The organism is Phenylobacterium sp. (genome assembly GCF_035276905.1).
GTDB lineage: Bacteria > Pseudomonadota > Alphaproteobacteria > Caulobacterales > Caulobacteraceae > Phenylobacterium.
Genome location: NZ_DATELG010000162.1, coordinates 1 through 16,458, shown reverse-complemented (window position 1 = coordinate 16,458; position 16,458 = coordinate 1). Strand labels below are relative to the sequence as shown.

At 66.8% G+C, this 16,458-nt stretch carries 29 protein-coding genes and 1 pseudogene; 9 read left to right on the top strand and 21 right to left on the bottom strand.

Going from position 1 to position 16,458, the window contains the following annotated elements; translation table 11 throughout:
• Positions 1 to 70: 70 nt before the first annotated feature.
• The 3 genes from VJS38_RS07375 to VJS38_RS07365 form a co-directional block, all read right to left on the bottom strand.
• Positions 71 to 658 (bottom strand): RES family NAD+ phosphorylase, encoded by a 588-nt coding sequence (locus tag VJS38_RS07375; protein ID WP_324087504.1) that lies wholly within the window; start codon positions 656 to 658, stop codon positions 71 to 73.
• Positions 655 to 1,371 (bottom strand): hypothetical protein, encoded by a 717-nt coding sequence (locus tag VJS38_RS07370; protein ID WP_324087503.1) that lies wholly within the window; start codon positions 1,369 to 1,371, stop codon positions 655 to 657. The genes VJS38_RS07375 and VJS38_RS07370 overlap by 4 nt, the downstream gene beginning before the upstream one ends.
• 125 nt (positions 1,372 to 1,496) lie before the next feature.
• Positions 1,497 to 1,943 (bottom strand): DNA-binding protein, encoded by a 447-nt coding sequence (locus VJS38_RS07365; RefSeq protein ID WP_324087502.1) that lies wholly within the window; start codon positions 1,941 to 1,943, stop codon positions 1,497 to 1,499.
• A 247-nt stretch (positions 1,944 to 2,190) separates the two neighbouring features.
• On the opposite strand from VJS38_RS07365, the gene VJS38_RS07360 reads away from it, so the two are divergent.
• Positions 2,191 to 2,724: a chemotaxis protein CheB gene (locus VJS38_RS07360; protein ID WP_324087501.1), complete on the top strand. Its 534-nt coding sequence runs from the start codon at positions 2,191 to 2,193 to the stop codon at positions 2,722 to 2,724.
• Positions 2,725 to 2,888: 164 nt separating this feature from the next.
• On the opposite strand, the gene VJS38_RS07355 is transcribed toward VJS38_RS07360, so the two are convergent.
• The 5 genes from VJS38_RS07355 to VJS38_RS07335 form a co-directional block, all read right to left on the bottom strand.
• A complete protein-coding gene (locus VJS38_RS07355; RefSeq protein WP_324087500.1) occupies positions 2,889 to 3,155 on the bottom strand; it encodes a hypothetical protein in 267 nt (88 codons plus the stop codon).
• 54 nt (positions 3,156 to 3,209) lie between these two features.
• On the bottom strand, positions 3,210 to 3,365 hold the full coding sequence (locus VJS38_RS07350; RefSeq protein WP_324087499.1) for a hypothetical protein: 156 nt from the start codon (positions 3,363 to 3,365) through the stop codon (positions 3,210 to 3,212).
• Positions 3,366 to 3,415: 50 nt separating this feature from the next.
• Positions 3,416 to 3,565, bottom strand: coding sequence for a hypothetical protein (locus VJS38_RS20985; RefSeq protein WP_414692419.1), 150 nt, complete (start codon positions 3,563 to 3,565; stop codon positions 3,416 to 3,418).
• A 634-nt stretch (positions 3,566 to 4,199) separates the two neighbouring features.
• Positions 4,200 to 4,382 carry a hypothetical protein gene (locus VJS38_RS07340; protein WP_324087498.1) on the bottom strand — a complete coding sequence of 61 codons (183 nt, stop codon included), beginning with the start codon at positions 4,380 to 4,382 and terminating at the stop codon, positions 4,200 to 4,202.
• A gap of 340 nt (positions 4,383 to 4,722) precedes the next feature.
• The gene (locus tag VJS38_RS07335; protein WP_324087497.1) at positions 4,723 to 5,190 is read right to left on the bottom strand and encodes a hypothetical protein; all 468 of its coding nucleotides are present in this window, start codon (positions 5,188 to 5,190) and stop codon (positions 4,723 to 4,725) included.
• Between the two features lie 565 nt (positions 5,191 to 5,755).
• Between VJS38_RS07335 and VJS38_RS07330 the strand changes: the two genes are divergently transcribed.
• Entirely contained in the window at positions 5,756 to 6,544 is a 789-nt protein-coding gene (locus tag VJS38_RS07330) for a hypothetical protein (protein ID WP_324087496.1), read from the top strand.
• Here the strand turns inward: VJS38_RS07330 and VJS38_RS07325 are convergent.
• The 7 genes from VJS38_RS07325 to VJS38_RS07295 all read right to left on the bottom strand — a co-directional run bounded on the left by VJS38_RS07325 (position 6,528) and on the right by VJS38_RS07295 (position 10,833).
• Positions 6,528 to 7,895: a cation:proton antiporter gene (locus VJS38_RS07325; protein ID WP_324087495.1), complete on the bottom strand. Its 1,368-nt coding sequence runs from the start codon at positions 7,893 to 7,895 to the stop codon at positions 6,528 to 6,530. The genes VJS38_RS07330 and VJS38_RS07325 overlap by 17 nt on opposite strands.
• 197 nt (positions 7,896 to 8,092) lie before the next feature.
• Complete coding sequence (locus tag VJS38_RS07320; protein WP_324087494.1) at positions 8,093 to 8,347, bottom strand: hypothetical protein; 255 nt, start codon at positions 8,345 to 8,347, stop codon at positions 8,093 to 8,095.
• Between the two features lie 628 nt (positions 8,348 to 8,975).
• Positions 8,976 to 9,176, bottom strand: coding sequence for a hypothetical protein (locus tag VJS38_RS07315; RefSeq protein ID WP_324087493.1), 201 nt, complete (start codon positions 9,174 to 9,176; stop codon positions 8,976 to 8,978).
• Between the two features lie 90 nt (positions 9,177 to 9,266).
• Complete coding sequence (locus tag VJS38_RS07310; RefSeq protein ID WP_324087492.1) at positions 9,267 to 9,461, bottom strand: hypothetical protein; 195 nt, start codon at positions 9,459 to 9,461, stop codon at positions 9,267 to 9,269.
• The gene (locus tag VJS38_RS07305) at positions 9,458 to 9,817 is read right to left on the bottom strand and encodes a DUF6481 family protein (protein WP_324087491.1); all 360 of its coding nucleotides are present in this window, start codon (positions 9,815 to 9,817) and stop codon (positions 9,458 to 9,460) included. The genes VJS38_RS07310 and VJS38_RS07305 overlap by 4 nt, the downstream gene beginning before the upstream one ends.
• 470 nt (positions 9,818 to 10,287) lie before the next feature.
• Positions 10,288 to 10,500: a hypothetical protein gene (locus VJS38_RS07300; RefSeq protein ID WP_324087490.1), complete on the bottom strand. Its 213-nt coding sequence runs from the start codon at positions 10,498 to 10,500 to the stop codon at positions 10,288 to 10,290.
• A 123-nt stretch (positions 10,501 to 10,623) separates the two neighbouring features.
• A complete protein-coding gene (locus tag VJS38_RS07295) occupies positions 10,624 to 10,833 on the bottom strand; it encodes a cold-shock protein (RefSeq protein ID WP_324087546.1) in 210 nt (69 codons plus the stop codon).
• Between the two features lie 155 nt (positions 10,834 to 10,988).
• Between VJS38_RS07295 and VJS38_RS07290 the strand changes: the two genes are divergently transcribed.
• The 5 genes and pseudogenes from VJS38_RS07290 (at position 10,989) to VJS38_RS07270 (ending at position 13,004) form a co-directional block, all read left to right on the top strand.
• Complete coding sequence (locus VJS38_RS07290; RefSeq protein WP_324087489.1) at positions 10,989 to 11,270, top strand: hypothetical protein; 282 nt, start codon at positions 10,989 to 10,991, stop codon at positions 11,268 to 11,270.
• A gap of 92 nt (positions 11,271 to 11,362) precedes the next feature.
• On the top strand, positions 11,363 to 11,521 hold the full coding sequence (locus tag VJS38_RS07285) for a hypothetical protein (RefSeq protein ID WP_324087488.1): 159 nt from the start codon (positions 11,363 to 11,365) through the stop codon (positions 11,519 to 11,521).
• 234 nt (positions 11,522 to 11,755) lie between these two features.
• Positions 11,756 to 11,994 (top strand): annotated as a pseudogene (locus tag VJS38_RS07280) (transposase domain-containing protein); the annotation flags it as partial.
• A 122-nt stretch (positions 11,995 to 12,116) separates the two neighbouring features.
• The gene (locus VJS38_RS07275; RefSeq protein ID WP_324087487.1) at positions 12,117 to 12,479 is read left to right on the top strand and encodes a response regulator; all 363 of its coding nucleotides are present in this window, start codon (positions 12,117 to 12,119) and stop codon (positions 12,477 to 12,479) included.
• Between the two features lie 135 nt (positions 12,480 to 12,614).
• Positions 12,615 to 13,004: a hypothetical protein gene (locus VJS38_RS07270; protein ID WP_324087486.1), complete on the top strand. Its 390-nt coding sequence runs from the start codon at positions 12,615 to 12,617 to the stop codon at positions 13,002 to 13,004.
• 9 nt (positions 13,005 to 13,013) lie between these two features.
• Here the strand turns inward: VJS38_RS07270 and VJS38_RS07265 are convergent, their stop codons facing one another.
• From VJS38_RS07265 to VJS38_RS07240, 6 genes are all read right to left on the bottom strand, one after another.
• Positions 13,014 to 13,433: a hypothetical protein gene (locus tag VJS38_RS07265; protein WP_324087485.1), complete on the bottom strand. Its 420-nt coding sequence runs from the start codon at positions 13,431 to 13,433 to the stop codon at positions 13,014 to 13,016.
• Position 13,434: 1 nt separating this feature from the next.
• Positions 13,435 to 13,566 (bottom strand): transglutaminase N-terminal domain-containing protein, encoded by a 132-nt coding sequence (locus VJS38_RS07260; protein WP_324087484.1) that lies wholly within the window; start codon positions 13,564 to 13,566, stop codon positions 13,435 to 13,437.
• Positions 13,567 to 13,576: 10 nt separating this feature from the next.
• Entirely contained in the window at positions 13,577 to 13,756 is a 180-nt protein-coding gene (locus tag VJS38_RS07255; RefSeq protein WP_324087483.1) for a hypothetical protein, read from the bottom strand.
• Positions 13,753 to 13,944: a hypothetical protein gene (locus VJS38_RS07250; RefSeq protein WP_324087482.1), complete on the bottom strand. Its 192-nt coding sequence runs from the start codon at positions 13,942 to 13,944 to the stop codon at positions 13,753 to 13,755. The genes VJS38_RS07255 and VJS38_RS07250 overlap by 4 nt, the downstream gene beginning before the upstream one ends.
• Positions 13,945 to 14,078: 134 nt before the next feature.
• Entirely contained in the window at positions 14,079 to 14,465 is a 387-nt protein-coding gene (locus VJS38_RS07245) for a hypothetical protein (protein ID WP_324087481.1), read from the bottom strand.
• 49 nt (positions 14,466 to 14,514) lie between these two features.
• Positions 14,515 to 14,703 carry a hypothetical protein gene (locus tag VJS38_RS07240; RefSeq protein WP_324087480.1) on the bottom strand — a complete coding sequence of 63 codons (189 nt, stop codon included), beginning with the start codon at positions 14,701 to 14,703 and terminating at the stop codon, positions 14,515 to 14,517.
• A gap of 507 nt (positions 14,704 to 15,210) precedes the next feature.
• Here VJS38_RS07240 and VJS38_RS07235 point away from each other — a divergent pair.
• Positions 15,211 to 15,672, top strand: a complete 462-nt coding sequence (locus VJS38_RS07235; RefSeq protein WP_324087479.1) for a ParB/Srx family N-terminal domain-containing protein — start codon at positions 15,211 to 15,213, stop codon at positions 15,670 to 15,672.
• Positions 15,669 to 16,358: a hypothetical protein gene (locus tag VJS38_RS07230; protein ID WP_324087478.1), complete on the top strand. Its 690-nt coding sequence runs from the start codon at positions 15,669 to 15,671 to the stop codon at positions 16,356 to 16,358. The genes VJS38_RS07235 and VJS38_RS07230 overlap by 4 nt, the downstream gene beginning before the upstream one ends.
• The last annotated feature ends 100 nt before the right edge of the window (positions 16,359 to 16,458 follow it).

The window sequence follows — 16,458 nt, the reverse complement described above, 5'->3', positions numbered from 1 at the left end:
TGGTTTGCCGGAACCGCTGGCTAGGCCTCCCCTAAGCTGGTTCCCGCGGGCGCGGCGAAGCCTGGCATGCCTACGAGGCCGAGGTGATGAGGCTCACATTGAGGGCCTGCACCGCGCCCACAAATCCGGCCAGCCGCGCGACCTCCATGACGGGTGATGCGACCAGGGGCCCGGGCAAGGCGCGCTCGTACACGCAGACGCAGGTCCGGCCCGTGAGGCGCGACAGGTAGAGCAGCCCGTCCGCGTCGGTTTGATCGTGAACAGCCTGGCTGAGCTTGCGTCCCTGACCTTGCGCCTTGCCCCGCGCCGCCTCCGTCGAGACGCCCAGCCGCACGAGGCCCGTCGTCCTGAGGTCGACGAGGGTCAGCGGCGTCGTGGCGCTGACTTCAGTGGCGCCCCAGTGGTCGACTTCGCCCAGCATCAGCCGGCGCTGGGCTTTCCCCTGAAAACGATCGCGGACAATGGTTTCGGCGACGCTGGTGGTCAGATCCTGGCCCAGGTAGATCACCTTGAAGGCCTTTGTCGGACTTGCAAACCGGCTGACGCCGTATCCGGCGCCCAGCGGCGTCGCGGCGTGGGCCAACGGCGTCACCCGCACGTAGCTCTTCGGCGTGAAGGCGACCGCGAGATCCGCCAGGATGGCTGGATCGAGCCTCACCCTCGCGCGAAGTTCGATTGCGCGACCTCGATCACGCTATCGACCGCGCCAGCCTTGAGGCGCGCCAGAGGTGAGGCGCCGGCCAGGGCGGGGTTCGGCTCGCGCAGCCAGAGCCAGGCGATGCGGGGATCGCCAATCGTCTCGAGCACGCGAGCCAGACCGGCGACGGGACGGCCGTCGATGAATTGCTCGACCGGGAAGGCGTGCTTGCGAACGCCCACCAGCAGGCCGATGACGGCCCCCTGCTTTTGCCAGGCATGGAGGGTCGAGCGGGCGACCCCGTGTTCACGCTCCAGTTCGGTCGCGCCCGCCAAAGGCCCCGCCCAGGCCTCGACCTTCAGCGGGGTCGCATAAGCCGCCAGCCGTTCCCGCCCGTCGGCCGCCGAAACGAGCGGGCCCAGCCCTTCCCCCTGGCTGACTTCCGGCGCCGCCTTCGGGGCGAGCTTCAGGGGCTCGGGCGCCACTTCGGGTTCGGCGACGATCTCGGCGATCAGCTTGCCCAGCTCGGCCTTGCGAGCGACGAGCCGGCGCCGCGCGGCCGGCGAGAGCTTCGCCGCCGCCGCGCCGAATTCGGCGACGAGCTTGCCCATCGCCTCGACCTGCTCGCGGCTGGTCTGCGGATTGCGCTTGGCGAAGATCCCGATCATCTCGGACGCTGCCGGGCTGGCGAGCTTCGGCGTTGCGGTCGATCGGCGAGCGGACGCGGCGGACATGGGCGTTCCTTTCCAGTCACAAGCCGATGTAGTGCAAAACGTCCCGTTTGTCCAGTTTGTGCGGAGCCGCGAGCGATGCTGTGACGTGGACGGAGAGGCAGGCGTCGTAGACCGAGACCGGCGGGCTAGACACCATAGGTCTTCGCCAGGTCGTGGGTGTCCTGGGCCAGCGCCTTTACGGCGGACCTTTGCTCGTCGAGCTTCGCCTTGAGCGCCAGCACATCGGCGAGACGGGCGCGCCGGTGCTTGCCCACATACCGGAACGGCAGGTCGCCGATGTCCATGCGATGGACCACGAGAGGCCGCGAAATGCCCAGGATCACCGCCGCTTCATTCGGCGTGATTTCCGCGTCCTCGGACAGCACGGCGACCCGTTCGCCCCGCGAGAGCGAGGCGAACATCGTCTCGATCAGGGCGACGGCGGCGTGCGGCACGGTGACGGTCCGGTCGTCTCCGGCCTTGGTGCGTACGTGCATCTCGACCACCTCGGCGTCCGCCAGCCGTGGGAGCTGCTCGACTTTTCCGCGGTTCTGCCCGGAGAGCGAGACGAAGTGCAGGGCGTGAGCGGCCATGGCAAACCTCCGAACCGAAGATAGGTCGCAGGCAGTCTAGCTGAAATAACTGAAAACCAGAGGGGAACTTCCCTGCGGTCGAGCCGCCGTCTCGTCCGAGCTCTTCCGAAGGGGCAGCCCCTACAGGCCGTGCAAAAGCTCGGGCGGGCGGTCGCCTGCCGCCGCCGCGGGCCAGCATCAGACGCTCCGTTCGGGTCGGGGTGGAGTACAGAAGGATCGACCGCGGTCGAAGATCGTTAGCCGCGACGTGGATCAACGCCGCGACATCGTCGTTCTTGCAGCCTCCCTTGGCGGCCTGGCCGCCATCCGCGACCTGGCCGCAGCGCTGCCTGCACGTTTCGACGCCGCCTTGCTCGTCGTACTTCACACGCATCCACAAAGCCCAGGGCTCCTGGACGAGATCATCGGGGCGTGTACGCCGCTCCCGGTGTCCTACGCTTCGCAGGGCGAGCCCGTCGAACGTGGGCACGTATATCTGGCGCCCGCGGACCGTCACCTCACCGTGAAGCCCCCTGGCAAGTGCATGCTCGATACGGGTCCCAAGGTCCACTTCCACAGGCCCGCGGCTGATCCGCTCTTCGAGTCGGCGGCCCGGACTTTCGGCCCGCGTGTCATCGCAGTCGTGCTCACCGGCCGCGATAGCGATGGAGCCGAAGGCCTCCGCGCAATCAAAGGCGCTGGCGGGATTGGCGTCGTTCAAGACCCGGCAGAGGCCATGATCTGCCTGACGGATACGTCAGCCTCGCCGGTCGGCGGATCGTTAAGCGCGAGCGATTCCTAGTCCCGCTTTACGCGTCGCGATTTTCAGCCTCGTCGGCGGCGATCAGCGCATCGAATTCAAGGATCTGCTGCTTCAGGTCGGCGATGGCGTCGGCTGAGATGTTCACGCCGCTCGAACGCAGGCTCAGTCCGCCCCCTGCACGACCCTATGTCTGTGGTTCCGCCTCACTCGTCCTCCACCTGCTCGTAGGACGCCGTGAAGGCGTCGGGCTTGCAGGGGTAAAACTGGCCGTCGCCAGTCTGAATGATCCAATCGCCGGGCATAACGTCGAGCAAGCCCTGCCGTGTGGGAATGGCAAGCAGAGGTCGATCGGCGCCATTGGCTGTGTAAGAGCTCGCAGGGAGGCCCATCCAACGCTCAATCATGTCGCTGTCGAATTGCCCCGTGAAGCGGCGCGCTTCGACCACGACAGGTTTTTTGCGAAACTTCATCTCGGTGGTCCTCATTGCGAGTGACGGGCGGGACGCGGCGCGCCAAGGCCGCGTCTAGGCGGGATTCATCGGGTCGCGCGGGTGCATCATCTTGCCAAGGAGAAGGTCATCCGTGGCGCGGCGGCGCGCTTCATACTCCGCGAGCAGCTCGGCATAGGTTTTCGCGGGCTCGGGCGGTGCGGAAGCGGGCGGGGCGGCAGGCGTTTTCATCGGCGTCGCAGCTTGCGGACGCAGACGCGCTGCAACTCGGCCCGGGGCGCTCACGGGGTCCTCTTGCGGCTCAGGGGCTCTTTTGCTCCCTTCGTCGTCGCGACGTCCAGGAATGAACGCGGCTGGGTGGCCGCGGGCTTGGGCGCAGCCTGCTTGGGCTTGCGCGGTTCGCGATTAGATCGCTTCTGGCCCTTGGCCATCGTCTGGCTCCTTGTCGGACGCCCGGGGCGGGCCCCCTATCGAAAAGCTCAACACGAGGTCGTCCGCGCGGGAGCCTGGCCTGGCCGGATTGCAGAACCCGATCCGCAGTTCGTCGGGAGTATCCTCCTGGACCGTGCATCGGTCGTCGTTCCATCCATCTCGTCCGGAGTGGCGCGAGCGGATCTCGACCCTGCAGTCGGCGTCCTGTGGCGGAATATCGATCCTTTGGTCGAGGTCGTGCTCGCCGATTTGAGAGCTGAACGCCAGGCGAGGCGCCGCGCCTGCTTCTCCCGCTGTCATGACGAGGACATCCCAATGGTGAAGGTCCGTTCCGGCGCGCGCCGTCGCGATAAGCCTTATGCGAGAGCCCACCGGCAGATCCAGGCTACGCACTGGCAAGCCTCGCCGGTTGAGGCCGAGGCGGCGCGGTCCGCTTGACGGGCGCGCCAGCCGCCAGCCGGCGAGCCACGACGCTGCGTTGATCCTCCCTCCGCGCGAGCTCGAGCCAAGCGGAGGCGGCGTGCTCGTGCTTGTCGCGCACCTGCGGCAGCCCGCAGGTCTTGGCGAGCCAGATCGCGTGTGAAGCCTTCTCGCGGTAGAGGTCGGCTCTGAATTCACTTTTCAGCATCGCAGCTACTGGCCTCCGCTGAGCGGGTTGGGCGGCCGCGCCGCCGTTCGGCCGTGGAGGCGCTCGACGATCTGTCGCAGACGCTCGGCTTCTGCAGCGAGCGCCAGCACGTCTTCCTCCAGCTGAGCATTGCGCTGCCTCAGATAGGCGTTCTCGCGACCAAGGTCGGGGATCGGGGCGGCGGTCACGGTGAGCGCCTCAGATCGGAGTGAACACGCGTCGAGGCTCGTGCGGCTTGCGCGCTGACCTCGACCGCTACGGAGAGGGTGAGCATGTCCGTCTCTGGACTGCGCCACGTCGGGTGCGATCGACCGCTTGGCTGGCGGCACACGACCGACGGCGCTCTTAGGATGTGGGCCCGAACGGGCGAAACAGCCAGGAGCAAGCGAAGATAAATCCGGGTCCGCTCGTTCTGCGCGGCAGAATGCGGAGCGCTAAACGCGCTCGAGGGCGATCATTTTGCCGCGCAAAGCGGTTATTCGTGCTGTGCAGCTTGCGCCAAGCTGGTTGTGACTCGAGAAGACTAGCCTACCGGCCATCGTCGAAGATCACCTCTGCACGACGTCCTTGACGCTCGACCTCGCGCGCCGCCTGCGCCGCCGCCGTGCGCGCCGGTTCCTGCTCCATATAGTCGCCCAAGAAGGCGTCCTCGCGCGTCACGTGCCAGACTCCGCCCCGATAGGCGCAGCGGATAACAACGGGAAGGTCGGTCGCCCGCGCCGGCGGGGGAGAGTAGGTGTCCTCGGCGGCCGGCGAGACGGCGCGCTTTTCGCCGTGCCCGCGACCCAGGCGCAGGACCTCGTGGATGAAGACCTCGGCATAGTCTGCTGTCTCGAAATAGTCCTGCTCATGTGCGCCGCGCCGGGCGCCGGCGAACCGCTCGCGCATCCGGTCCAGAAAGTGGGGGTGGTCTTCCGCGAGCTGCGCCATCAGCTCCTGCAGGATCTGCTCATGCGCCAGAACCCGGCGTTCGAGGTCCGTGTTCTCAACGGGCATAGGGGCCTCCGCGCCTCTTGTCGCTTCGTTGGGCCAGACGGTCCTGCTCGTCCTGAGTTATGGTCCGCTCTGTCTGGCCTTCTCCGAAATGATGAACGCGGGGCGCCTTTGGCCTGTCTGAAGCTGCGGGCGGCGTGTTCACCTTGCGAGAGGAGGTTCGACTGGACCCCCCTTCGTTTTCCCACCGTTGCGTTTGGCGTTCCCGCGCTGTCCGCTCCTCATCGGCGGCGGGGTTGGGTGTTGGGTTGGTTCTTTCGACCGTCATGACCTTAGTCCCAATGCGGGGCCTTGGCGGTCTTAGGCGCCAAGGCGCCTCGTAACGGAAAGCCGCGAAGCTCGCAGAATGAGCATCGGCCAGACTACCTGCCGGCGCCCTTGGCAGGCCGCCGCCGCCCCCTCCTGGCGCGTGTGGAAATCATCGTGAGGCATATGGTTCCGGGAATCGTCGCGTCGCCTGATGCCGCCGCGCGGCCTGCAGAAATACGTCTCTACAACGAAGTGAGCGGGCCTGACCGGCGATGGGCGTATGATGCGTTCGCGGGGAGGCGTCAAAGCGAGGTCCGCGATGTGCCCCTCACCGCCGCAACCCACCGATCCCACCAACAGCGATGACCTCGCGGGGAGGCCGACAACACCCGCCGCCGGCCAGCCTTGGGAAGATGTTGAGGGTCGGGTCACGGCGCATGAACTGGTGCTCGCCAGTTTGATCGAGCACATCGCCGAGTCCGAGCCCCGCTTTCTGGAGCGCTTGAAACACCGGTTCGCTCAGGCGGCCTCGGCGGACACCGAAGTCGTCAGCATCGCAACCTACGCCAACCGCATGGTGGAGCGGATCGATGCGATGCTGCGGGGAGCTGCCGTCCCGCCCGGCAAACGCACGGCGCCGCCGGGACCGCGCGTCACCGGCCGGGCGGAAGACTTTGCGGCGCGCTCCCCCGAGGCTGCTGCGTTGCTGGATGTCGGCGAGGGAACGATCAAGACCGTGGCCTTGCCCGCCGGGATCGGCGTCGAGCTGACCGCCAGCTCCTGGCCCGACGTGGTCGGCAGCCACTGTTGGCTCGTTGACGTCTGCGTCGACACCTGGGACCCGGAGAAGCGGCAGACCAAATTGCACTACAGCTCCACGGTTGGTCGTGATGAGCCGGAGCAGCGCATCGAAATACCCAAGCAGGACGTCGACTGCATCCTCCGGATCTCGGCCGCCCACCGAACGAACGGCGGCTGGGAGGCCGACGAACCCTACGTCGCTGTGAACCACGGGGGCTGGGTCGCCATCGGTTTCGGTGCGCCGAACGTCACCGCCGCAGATCCCGCCGCGTTAATGCTGACCTTTCACTTCAGGCCCGGCGGGTGAGGGCTGGGGCGAGCTCCGAGGGCCATCTGCGACGATAACGGAGGCTGAGTTCGTCAGGCCGTGGGTTGTATCGCGGCGCGCTATTGCGCACTTCGCCCTCGCGTTTGGCGCTCAACCGAACATCCATTCTGCGCAGCAGCGGCGTGGCGGTGATCCCGTGGAGGAGGATCGACAACAGCACCACCAGCCCGGTGATCGCCCAAAGTTGGTGGCTAAGTCCGAAGGCGCCGTGATTCACCGCGTAGGCGACGTAGTAGAACGAACCGATCCCTCGGATGCCGAGGAACGCAATGAGTCGCCGCTCGCCAAACTTCGGAGGCGCCCCGACCATCGACAGCCAGCCCGCGACAGGGCGGATGACCAGGATGACGGCCAAGCCGACGAGAAAATCGCGCCAGGTAAGCGATGAAAGCAGACCCGAAGTGAGCGCCCCGCCGAACAGAACGAGCAGCGAGACCATGAGGAGCCGCTCGATTTGCTCCGCCACCTCGTGCAGGGCCCGATGATATTGATGGTCCCGTTCTCGAGTCCGCAACGTGAAGCCGGCGACGAAGACGGCAAGAAATCCGTATCCATGCGCCAGCTCGGTCAGGGCATAGGCCACCAGCGTGGCGCCGAGCGCCGCAAGCCCGTCACGCGTGCTCGCAAGGCGCCGTTCGGAGCCGAAGGTCAACCACCCCAGGGTGCGGCCGACGAGCCAGCCGACTCCGACGCCGGCCCCCGTGCGCCAAACCACGTCGATGATCAGCCAGCGCCAGAGATCAGAAATTGCGGCGGGCGCTTCGACCGACATTGCGGCCCCGGCGGCGAGCGCGATGGCGAGATGGACGAAAGGAAACGCAAGCCCATCGTTGAGCCCGGCCTCCGATGTGAGCGCGAAGCGCACCTCGTCGCCCTGGCCGGAGCCCGGAGATCCCACCTGGATGTCTGACGCCAGCACGGGGTCGGTAGGCGCGAGGGCGGCCCCGAGAAGCAGGGCCATCGCCAGGGAAAAGCCGAGGCCGTAGTAGGCCGCGACCCCGACCGCAGCGATCGTGAGCGGCATCGCCACGCCGAGCAGCCGCCAGGTCGTCTCCCATCGACGCCATCCCAGCGGGCGGTCCAGCTTCAGACCGGCTCCCATGAGAGCGATGATCAGCACAAGCTCGGTGAGCCGCTCAGTGAGGGTCGGGTAGGTCCTGGGATCGGGTCTGATCTCGAGCCAGCCAAGGCTGAAGACGGCGGCCCCCAGGCCGACGAAGACAATCGCCAGCGTCAAAGGCAGGCGTCGCAGCGCAAGTGGCAGCCAGACCGCCAACAGCACCACTAGACCGATGCCGAGCAGACTGAGCGTGTAAGGAAGCGGCGTCACGCGGGCCCCGGGAAATGGACGCCACCACCCTTGCAGCGTGCTGGGCCGATGTCGCCTGACGCGGGGAGAGCGGGCCAACGAGGATCAAGTTCCTGGCTTCAGCTGGGCTTGCGCACGCCTTCTCGTGGTGAACGGAGTGGCGCGAGATCGATGCTTAGGTCGGCGGACCAGGGCGCGGAGCGAGCGCTGAGCCAAGCCTAGTTGCCGGAGAGGCCGCCGAGGCTCTTGATGAGGCCGCTCGTATCCATCAACTCGCTCCGGATCCGTCTCCAGGTCTCCGAGGCTGCCCGGCCGGCGTCGTCCGACGCAAAGTCCGGGTTGGCGAACACCGCCTGAAGCCCCTCGAGGAGACGCGGGTCGCGAGCGGACAACAGGGCGATCAAGGTTCCGAGCAGGCGCTCCGTGGCCAGCGTCCGCTGTTCGAGGTCTGCGAAATCGGGCGTTGGAGTCATGCCTGGCCTCGCACCAACAACATCGGTCAGTGAGGACGCCGCGGCTCTAGTCTCTGATGTGCTTGTCCTGGCCGATTGGCGGCCCGACTTAGAATATCGAGAAACGAGGGGGGAACGTCTTCGTCGAGAACGTAATCGTATAAGAGATGTACCGCGTAAGAATGCCGCGGAGACGCTGCAGAACCTGCGCATGAGCGGTCGTAGACCTGTCGTGTGTCATGATAGTTTCCAGACAGGCCAACGTCCCCCCGCACGCAGGGGTTCCGACGGTTGAGGCTTCGGCGGAGGCCTTGCGCGACTGCCATCGCGCGTCGACGGCCCGCGCGACCGCCTGGGCCGATTAGAGGCGTCGCGTCCCGGCGCCGACTGGTCGATCAGGGCGCGCGTCGTCCAACGCGTGAAGGCGGAAGCGGCTCTTTCGGTGCTCGCTTTCAACATCCTCCACGCCGTGAACGCCCTTAGCGCCCGGAAACTGACGCCACGGGCTGAGCACCCCGCCACGTCTCCTTGTTGCTAGCAGGGGCATGGGCCGACCGGCGAGCCGCACTTGGCGTCGGACCGAACTTGGGAATTCCAGCTCGTTCACCCGCTGATACAGGAGCGGTGAGCCGATGACGGCGGGGATGACCTATTGAGCCAGCGGCGAACGCCGTGCGAGCGCGGCGCTGCCTTCCGGAGTGATGTCCCAGCCTTCGTGGCTGCGGGTGGCCCAGCCGAGGTCGACCAGCCGGCGTGCGGCGGCGATGTTGATAAAGGGAACGGCGTTACCGGCCTTTTTCTCGGCCAGGATCTGCAGGGCATGAAGATCGATTTCGGACAGGTCGTTCATCGCAAAGGACCTCTTCAACGCTCAGGTGATCACCTTCAAACGTGTTCTCAGCCGATGTGGGTCGGGCGGGCCGGATCACATGGGTCGGGATCAGACGGGATCGAGCTTGCAGACGGCGGTGAGGCGCCGGTCAGTGGGGGACCACAGGTCGACCGTTGGCGTCTCCGCGCCGCAAAGATCCTGCGCCATGAGTTTCGCCTCCGCGACGTGGACGGCGTCGATCCACGCCGCCCAGGTAATCGCGCCGTCGCCGTCTTGCAGATAGGCCCTGAAGGTCTGCATCACCTGCGGGCCTTGCGGGCCGCATATCGCGCGTCTCTCTTGACCTTCTGTTCCGCCTTGGTGAGCGCTTTGCGTTCCTTCCGCTCGCCGCGCTTGGCGTCCAGCGCCGCCGCAGCGATCGACTCATCCGCCAAGCGCGCGGCCTCTGCGGCGTCGGCCAATGCCTGACGCTTCGCCGCCTTCGCGGTTGCGCGATCGTCGCGGACCCGCTGCAGCTCGGCCGTCCGCTGAGCGTCCCGGTCGAGGCCCGCCGGCGCAGGGACGGCAGCCCTCGGCTTGAATTTCGCCAGCATGGCGCGTTTGGCGTCCGCCGCTGCCGTGAGCCGTTCGGCGAAGCCGGTTCCTTGAAGTTCGGTCATCAGATACTTTCGTTTTGGCGGCGCAGCCGCGTGAGGGATGGTGCGAAAGGTCGCCGCGCAAATGCACCTGGCAACCGATCGGGTGGAGCCGGCAATCGCCTCGGGCGTCGCCTGAGGCTCAACATCGACATGCCCGCCTCTGCGGGCGCCCTGGCGGCCAGATTGGTGAAGCTCTGAGGAATAGAGCGGCGCTGCTGTCAGGTTGTCGCGCCAAGCGCTTTCATGATGTCTTCCGGAACGCCGACAACGACAACACCGCTGCTCTCGGATCCGAAGTGAATGTGCGTGCCCCCGCCATCTCCCCGGTTCGTGTTCACGTAAGTTACCTGCTCGACGTTCACGTAGACGTCGCCGCCGCCGATTGCGCGCTCGAACCGCCTGAATTGGGCCGTCTCCTGGATGGGGCAGGGGCGGACCGGACCGTAATCGTGTCGTCCAGCTTGACGCCCAAGGGGCGCACCCGACCCTCGTTAGAAGATTGTCGTGTTCACGCCCCAGAGCTGCGCATTGATCTGCGCGGCGAGATCGTTCGCCTTGTCGAGCGTGACGCCGGGGCGCAGATCGAGCGTGAAGAGTGAATTGCTGAAGGAAGAGCGTTCGCCGCTGGACGGCTCGAAAGCCAGATACGGAGCGCCGTCGCTTTTGACCTGCACCGTGCAACGGTGCTGCTGGTCAGGGTTCATGGCAGCCTCCTGCATTGTTCGCCGGGGCGCGCTCCGCCTGACAGCAGGGCGGCTCGCGCCAAGGTCGCCCGTCCCGCTCGCGGACGTATGAGCGATCCGCCAGGCGGACCGCTCTGGCGTGGCTCAAGCGACCTGCAACTTGCCTGCCGACATCTTGCCGCTTCGCTCGTCGCGCTCCACCTCGAAGCCCAGCTTTTGGCCCTCTTGCAGAGAGGCCATGCCAGCCCGCTCCACTGCGGAGATGTGAACGAATACGTCGGTGCCGCCGGTGTCCGGCTGAATGAAGCCGAAGCCCTTTTGGCCATTGAACCACTTAACAGTGCCAGTTTGCATAAATTGTCCCTTTTCGGACATGAGTTCTCGCGCCCGAAATGGGCCTTGAGGTCAAATTTTCGGAAAGGGTCGCGTGGCGAATCCGAAGGTGAAATCCAAGATTTCTTTCGGAGGTCTGTCGAGCCGAAACGAAATTCGATTGGACGATATTGGGCTTGATGGTCATCATAATCAAGGAAATTCTGATAAATAACTTTTCCCTCCCCGTGGACCTGTTAGAGAGCCCTATGCGAATGGTCACAGACCGGGCGGTGCTCACCGTCCTGCGACACGAAGGCGCTTGGGCGGTCGAGCTTGACGGCGAGCTGTTTGGGCGGTCCCGCGATCAAGAGGGCGCCAGGGCCGCCGCCAACCGTCGCGTCCGCGAAATCCAGGACTCCGGCCGCGCCTGCCAGGTGCGCGTCAGCGGTGAAATCGGCTTCTACCCCGTCCCATGAAACCATCCGCTCCGTCACGCCGCAGACCTCCAGCCGTTCGCTTCAGAGAACAGATCGAGAAGGCTGAGGCGGATGGTCTCGCGCGCGAAAGGATGACGCTTCGGCTCACCTACGGAGACGCCAGTCTGCTGAAGCGCGACCGGGCTCTGGGCGTCTCGGACATCAGTTTCGCAGGCGGGTCGATGCGGTTCCTCGGCGTCAGGGTCGAGGAAGGCGGCGTGCCCGAGAGCGAACTGGTCACCTCCAGCTAAGGACGAGGTGCTGGCCAGGTCAGGGGGTCGAGACCGTCACTTCCACGTCCATGCTGGTCAGGTCGCCCGGCGCGCCGACATAGCTGCCGACGACCGGCATGATTTGCGCATTGCATCGTCCTACGGCGATGGGGATCAGGCCCGCGCCGCCGATACGGGCGTGCGTGGGGTCGAAGACGATCCACCCTGCTCCGGCCAGAGTCCGACCAGGCGGGGGCCGTGTCGCCCCGCCGCGGTTCGCTGCGCGGCGACTCCAACGTCGTCGAACGCGTCATCCGGCCCCTGGCGCGGGGCCAAGAACCACCTCTTCGCCGGCTCCGACGGCGGCGCCGAATACTGGGCGGTGCTGGCCTGTCGAGCCCCAGGGCTACCTGGCCGACGTAATCGCCTGCATCGTCCAGGGCCATCCTCGGCGCGAGATCGATCGGCTCCTGCCCTGGGCCTATCGCTCCGAACCCTCAGCAGCGGCCTGAGCTCGATCCCGCGGCTGGGTGAGGCCGCGGAACTTTGGTCGCACCGGGCCCTTACGCTTCGAGCGGGCGTGGTCTTCCACCGGTTGAACCCGCGCCCAAGGGCGCCTTCCATGCGCATTTCAATGACCGTGCTGGTCGTCGAGGACGAAGTCCTCGTTCAAGACCTCCTTGAAGTTGCGCTCGTTGAGGCAGGATATGAGGTCCGCCTCCTTCTCAGCGGCGCCGAGGCCATGTCGTTTCTGGATGACTGCTCCGAATGCCCGCGGGCCCTGGTGACGGACGTGAACCTTGGTCCGGCGCCAAACGGTTGGGAAATCGGGCGGCGCGCGCGCGAACTGAACCCAGCCATGCCGGTCGTCTACATGACCGGCGACAGCGGAGATCAATGGGACACGCAAGGGGTGCCTGACAGCCTGATGATCGAAAAGCCCCTCGCACCGGCGCAGGTAGTGGCAGCGGTGTCGTCGCTCCTGGCCGCGCGCTAACGACGTGCGCCCAGCCGAGCGTGGGATCGGCGCGCCACGCGCGCCGACGGGCTCGCCCGACCAGCGCGGCGGATCTCTTCAGCTACCGCGTCAGTCAACCGGCGGACGCTGTGGCGGAGAGGGCGACGAAGCGCCTTGATCCACGCGACGGCTGGCCAACGCGACCTCTTCAACGGGCCGTATTACGGGTTGCTCGCGGTATCGAGCGACTACGGCGTGCTCATCGAGCCAGACCTCCACGTGGTCGCAGCTTGGATGTTCGTCGAGAAGCTCGCCCGCCTTCGCCAAGGTTGCCGCGTCGTGTGGCAGATCGACAATCTCCAAAGCGACGGGGGTTTCATCGAACCTGCGGAGATGGAAGGTGTACATCGGCATTTGACGGTTTCCCGCAACATGGCGATGTCCTACTCTATCGAGCTTGGGCGCAGTCGAAAACGGCGGCGGTCTTCCAGCCTCACCGGCAGTTCGAAATGTCGGCCTTCCGGCGCGCCCGGGACGTGGTCCGGTGCGCCGGCCGTGATCTGACAACAGCGCTTACGCTTCGATGAACAGCGCGGCAAGATCGCGGCACGACCCGCTGGCCAGGTCGAGAGTCTCCGCACCGGTCTGGCCCCCTTCTTCGTCCCGTTGCCGGTACGCCGCCGCGGCCCGGACGCCAGTGTTCACATCCTTCAGCAGGGCAAGCGTGTCGGTCGGTCGGCTGCGGACGAAGCCTTGCGCCCAGAGCCTGACGGTCGAGCCCCCTTCCGGCGTAGCCCGCAAGGCGCCCAGATCGGCGAGTTCGTCCGCGGAGTGCTCATAGGGAAAGGATTGCGCCCGGGCGGGATCGGAACACGGCCAGGGGTCGGCCCTGGCCTCGACCATGAGCTCGCTGGTGATCGCCAGCTCCGCGGCGCTCTCCCCGAACCGCGCGGTCGCGATCAGGTTGCCGAAGACGTCCTGCGACCACGTCACTTCAGCCGGCGGCCTGCAGCGCTAGCACTTGGACGTCCGGCCCGCCGCGGGGCCGCAGCATCAGCCGGTGCGGATTGAAGCCGACCTGCTGGGCGTAGCGGTAGGTCGTCTCATGTACGATGTTCAGCCGCACACGCGCCCGCCTACGCGGCGCCGCGTCGCGACGGCGCGTGGGGATCGGGCGGAATGATCATCTTCCGGAGCATCACCTCGTCTGCCGACCTGCGGCGCTCCTCCAGTTCCTGGAGGAGCCGCGGGTAATCCGGGTCGATTCCGGCGGCCTGCGGCGGAGACGTGGGTTTGTGCTCCTTCTTCGCACTCATCGAGCTTGGAGCTTCCAGACGCACGCGCGAAGCAGCACGACGCGCCCCGCCGGCAGACCGGGCGCCTTCAGTTCATCAAGGGCGCCTTCAAGCGGTTGGCCGTGATGACGCGCGCCCAGGCTCCAGATCTCGGCCCTGATGTCGGCCTCGCTTGGAGCGATGCTCCGGAACCAGGACGCAAGGCTCATGGACGCGCCCCTTTCGCGCCCGGAGCAGGTCCCAGGAACGAGCGCGGCGCAGCCGCAGGCTTGGGTTTCGCCTGCTTTGGCTTCCGCGGCTCTCGGTTGGATCGCTTCTGGCCCTTGGCCATTGCTGTCGCCTTTCAGGTCTGAGGAGAAGGTCTGCCAAATGCGAAGCTGAGCAGCAGTCCGTTCAAGTCGGCGAAGGGCCGGGCGGGATCGAAGAACCCGAGGTCCAATCGGCTTGGTGTGTCGTCCAGGACGGTCAGCTTGTCGTCCCGCCATTCGCCGCCGTCCGCGACGTGCTGAACCCGGACTTCGAGCCGGCAGTCTACGTTCTGGACAGGTATGTCGATGCGCTGGTCACGGTCCTGGCCACCGATTTGGGAACCATAGGCCAGCCGGGCTGGTGTCGCGGTCGCCGGGCCGGCGCCGTGTACTTGAACCGCCCAGCGATGGACGCCGGCGTCAGCGCCCGCCGTCGCTGTGAGCCGGATCGTCGCGCCGGCGGGCATGTCTATGTTGTGCATCGAACGTCCTCTTCCCTCGATCGCAGCACGCTGTCGGGCAGGTCGCCGCTCATGGCTGCTGGCCCCCGCTGAGGGGATTGGGAGGCTTCAAGGGCGTCCGGCCATGCAGACGCTCCACGATCTGTCTCAGGCGCTCGACTTCCGCCTTGAGCGCCGTGACGTCGTCTTGAAGTTGGCCGTTCCTGAGCCGCAGGTAGGCGTTCTCTCGCGCCAGGTTGTCTGGTGGGGAGAGGGTCATGGTCTCTCCCTGCAATCAAACCGGAAGGATGTTTTGGGAACGCGCAGCGCGGTCACGGCACGGAGCGCGGAGGCTGCCAAGAGCGGGGACATTTCGGATCTCGGATGCGTGCGCCCCTCGGGGGCGATCGACCGCTTCGGTCGCGGCACGCGCCCGATGGCGCTGCCGTGCAGATGGGAACGCCGAGGCTTACTTGCTATGGGCCGCAGCGATTTCCGACGATCCGCGCGAAATCTTTCGGACGAGGAGACGCTCGTCCGAAGCAGGCCGCGAGCCATTTCTCGCGCCGCGCTGGCGCGCGGCCGTGCCTTAGTCCGCCCCTGGCGCGCTTCGGAGCGGCTTCCGCCCGGCTTCGGTCCCTTCGCCGGGGCCACGTGCGCAGGGCCGGTCAGGGCCCTGCAGCCGGTTCCCCGCGAAGCCGCCCCTCCGCTTGCACCCCCGGTCTCGCCGACGGGCAGGGCCGCAGGCGCGCTTTGCGCCTGCAACCCTGACCCAAGGAGCTGGACCATGACGACCGAGACTGTGATCGAGTCCGGTGCGGTGCTCGAAATCCCCCTCAACAAGCTCAAGAAGCACCCGCGCAACGCCCGCAGGACGCCCCACGGGGAGGCCGACATCGAGGCCCTGGCCGCCTCGATGCGGTTCAAGGGCGTGCTGCAGCCGCCCGTAGTGGAGCCCGAGCGCGGCGAGGATGGCGAGCCCACCGGCTTCTTCCTCGTCACCATCGGCGAAGGCCGCCGCCTCGCCCTCAATCTGCGCGCCCAGCGCAAGGAGATAAGGAAGACCGAGCCCGTCCGCTGCATCGTGGACCTCGCCAACGACGCGCACGAGATCAGCCTGGACGAAAACGTCACTCGCTTCGCCATGCACCCGCCGACGAGTTCGAGGCCTTCCGGCGGGAGGCCGAGGAGCGCGGCCGGAACGCCGAGGAGATCGCCGCCCGGTTCGGCAAGAGCGTCCAGGTCGTGAAGCAACGGCTGCGGCTGGGCGCCGTCTCGCCCAAGCTGATGGCTGTGTTCCGCGACGGGGGCCTGACCCTGGAGCAGATGACGGCCTTCGCCGTCAGCGAGGACCACGAGCGCCAGGAGCAGGTCTATGAGCAGCTGTCGTGGAACCGTTCGGCCTCGTGCATCCGGCGCGCCATGACCGAAGCCAAGGTCCCGGCCCAGGATCGGCGGGCCGTGTTCATCGGCGTGGAGGCTTACGCCGAGGCAGGCGGGACGATCCTGCGGGACCTCTTCACCGAGGACGGCGGGGGCTGGTTCGAGGACGCCGCGCTGCTCGACCGGCTGGCGCTGGAGAAGCTGGAGGGGATCGGCGCCGAGGTGCGCGAGCGCGAGGGCTGGCGGTGGGCGACCGCCGCCCTCGACTATCCGCACGGCCACGGCCTGCGCCGGGTCTATGCGCGCCCGGTGGAGCGCTCGGAGGAGGACACGGCGCAGATCGCGGCGCTGTCGGAGGAGTACGACGCCCTGGTCAGCCAGTGGGACGCGGTGGAGGAGCTGCCACCCGAGATCGAGGCCCGCTTCAAGGAGATCGACGCGGCGCTCGACGCTTTCGGCGACGGCACGGCCTACGATCCTGAGGAGATCGCGCGCGGCCTGATCCGGCCCGCTGCGGATTCCGACCTGATCCTGCCACCCGTTCCGGAATGATGCCGCCACCCATTCCGATTTGATGCCGCCACCTATTCCGGAATGATCCCGCCAGGGATTCCGCTCATGCCGCCAGGGTCCGGGCGGGGGCTTCGTCGAC

Bases quoted from the DNA above. Each gene is read 5' to 3' on its own strand.
- VJS38_RS07300 (WP_324087490.1), bottom strand. From the start codon at position 10,500: ATGAACCCTGACCAGCAGCACCGTTGCACGGTGCAGGTCAAAAGCGAC.
- VJS38_RS07365 (WP_324087502.1), bottom strand. From the start codon at position 1,943: ATGGCCGCTCACGCCCTGCACTTCGTCTCGCTCTCCGGGCAGAACCGC.
- VJS38_RS07240 (WP_324087480.1), bottom strand. From the start codon at position 14,703: ATGACCCTCTCCCCACCAGACAACCTGGCGCGAGAGAACGCCTACCTG.
- VJS38_RS07285 (WP_324087488.1), top strand. From the start codon at position 11,363: ATGACGCTTCGGCTCACCTACGGAGACGCCAGTCTGCTGAAGCGCGAC.
- VJS38_RS07235 (WP_324087479.1), top strand. From the start codon at position 15,211: ATGACGACCGAGACTGTGATCGAGTCCGGTGCGGTGCTCGAAATCCCC.
- VJS38_RS07245 (WP_324087481.1), bottom strand. From the start codon at position 14,465: ATGCACAACATAGACATGCCCGCCGGCGCGACGATCCGGCTCACAGCG.
- VJS38_RS07305 (WP_324087491.1), bottom strand. From the start codon at position 9,817: ATGACCGAACTTCAAGGAACCGGCTTCGCCGAACGGCTCACGGCAGCG.
- VJS38_RS07350 (WP_324087499.1), bottom strand. From the start codon at position 3,365: ATGAAAACGCCTGCCGCCCCGCCCGCTTCCGCACCGCCCGAGCCCGCG.
- VJS38_RS07335 (WP_324087497.1), bottom strand. From the start codon at position 5,190: ATGCCCGTTGAGAACACGGACCTCGAACGCCGGGTTCTGGCGCATGAG.
- VJS38_RS07275 (WP_324087487.1), top strand. From the start codon at position 12,117: ATGACCGTGCTGGTCGTCGAGGACGAAGTCCTCGTTCAAGACCTCCTT.
- VJS38_RS07330 (WP_324087496.1), top strand. From the start codon at position 5,756: ATGTGCCCCTCACCGCCGCAACCCACCGATCCCACCAACAGCGATGAC.
- VJS38_RS07315 (WP_324087493.1), bottom strand. From the start codon at position 9,176: ATGAACGACCTGTCCGAAATCGATCTTCATGCCCTGCAGATCCTGGCC.
- VJS38_RS07295 (WP_324087546.1), bottom strand. From the start codon at position 10,833: ATGCAAACTGGCACTGTTAAGTGGTTCAATGGCCAAAAGGGCTTCGGC.
- VJS38_RS07370 (WP_324087503.1), bottom strand. From the start codon at position 1,371: ATGTCCGCCGCGTCCGCTCGCCGATCGACCGCAACGCCGAAGCTCGCC.
- VJS38_RS07250 (WP_324087482.1), bottom strand. From the start codon at position 13,944: ATGAGCCTTGCGTCCTGGTTCCGGAGCATCGCTCCAAGCGAGGCCGAC.
- VJS38_RS07355 (WP_324087500.1), bottom strand. From the start codon at position 3,155: ATGAAGTTTCGCAAAAAACCTGTCGTGGTCGAAGCGCGCCGCTTCACG.
- VJS38_RS20985 (WP_414692419.1), bottom strand. From the start codon at position 3,565: ATGGCCAAGGGCCAGAAGCGATCTAATCGCGAACCGCGCAAGCCCAAG.
- VJS38_RS07255 (WP_324087483.1), bottom strand. From the start codon at position 13,756: ATGAGTGCGAAGAAGGAGCACAAACCCACGTCTCCGCCGCAGGCCGCC.
- VJS38_RS07320 (WP_324087494.1), bottom strand. From the start codon at position 8,347: ATGACTCCAACGCCCGATTTCGCAGACCTCGAACAGCGGACGCTGGCC.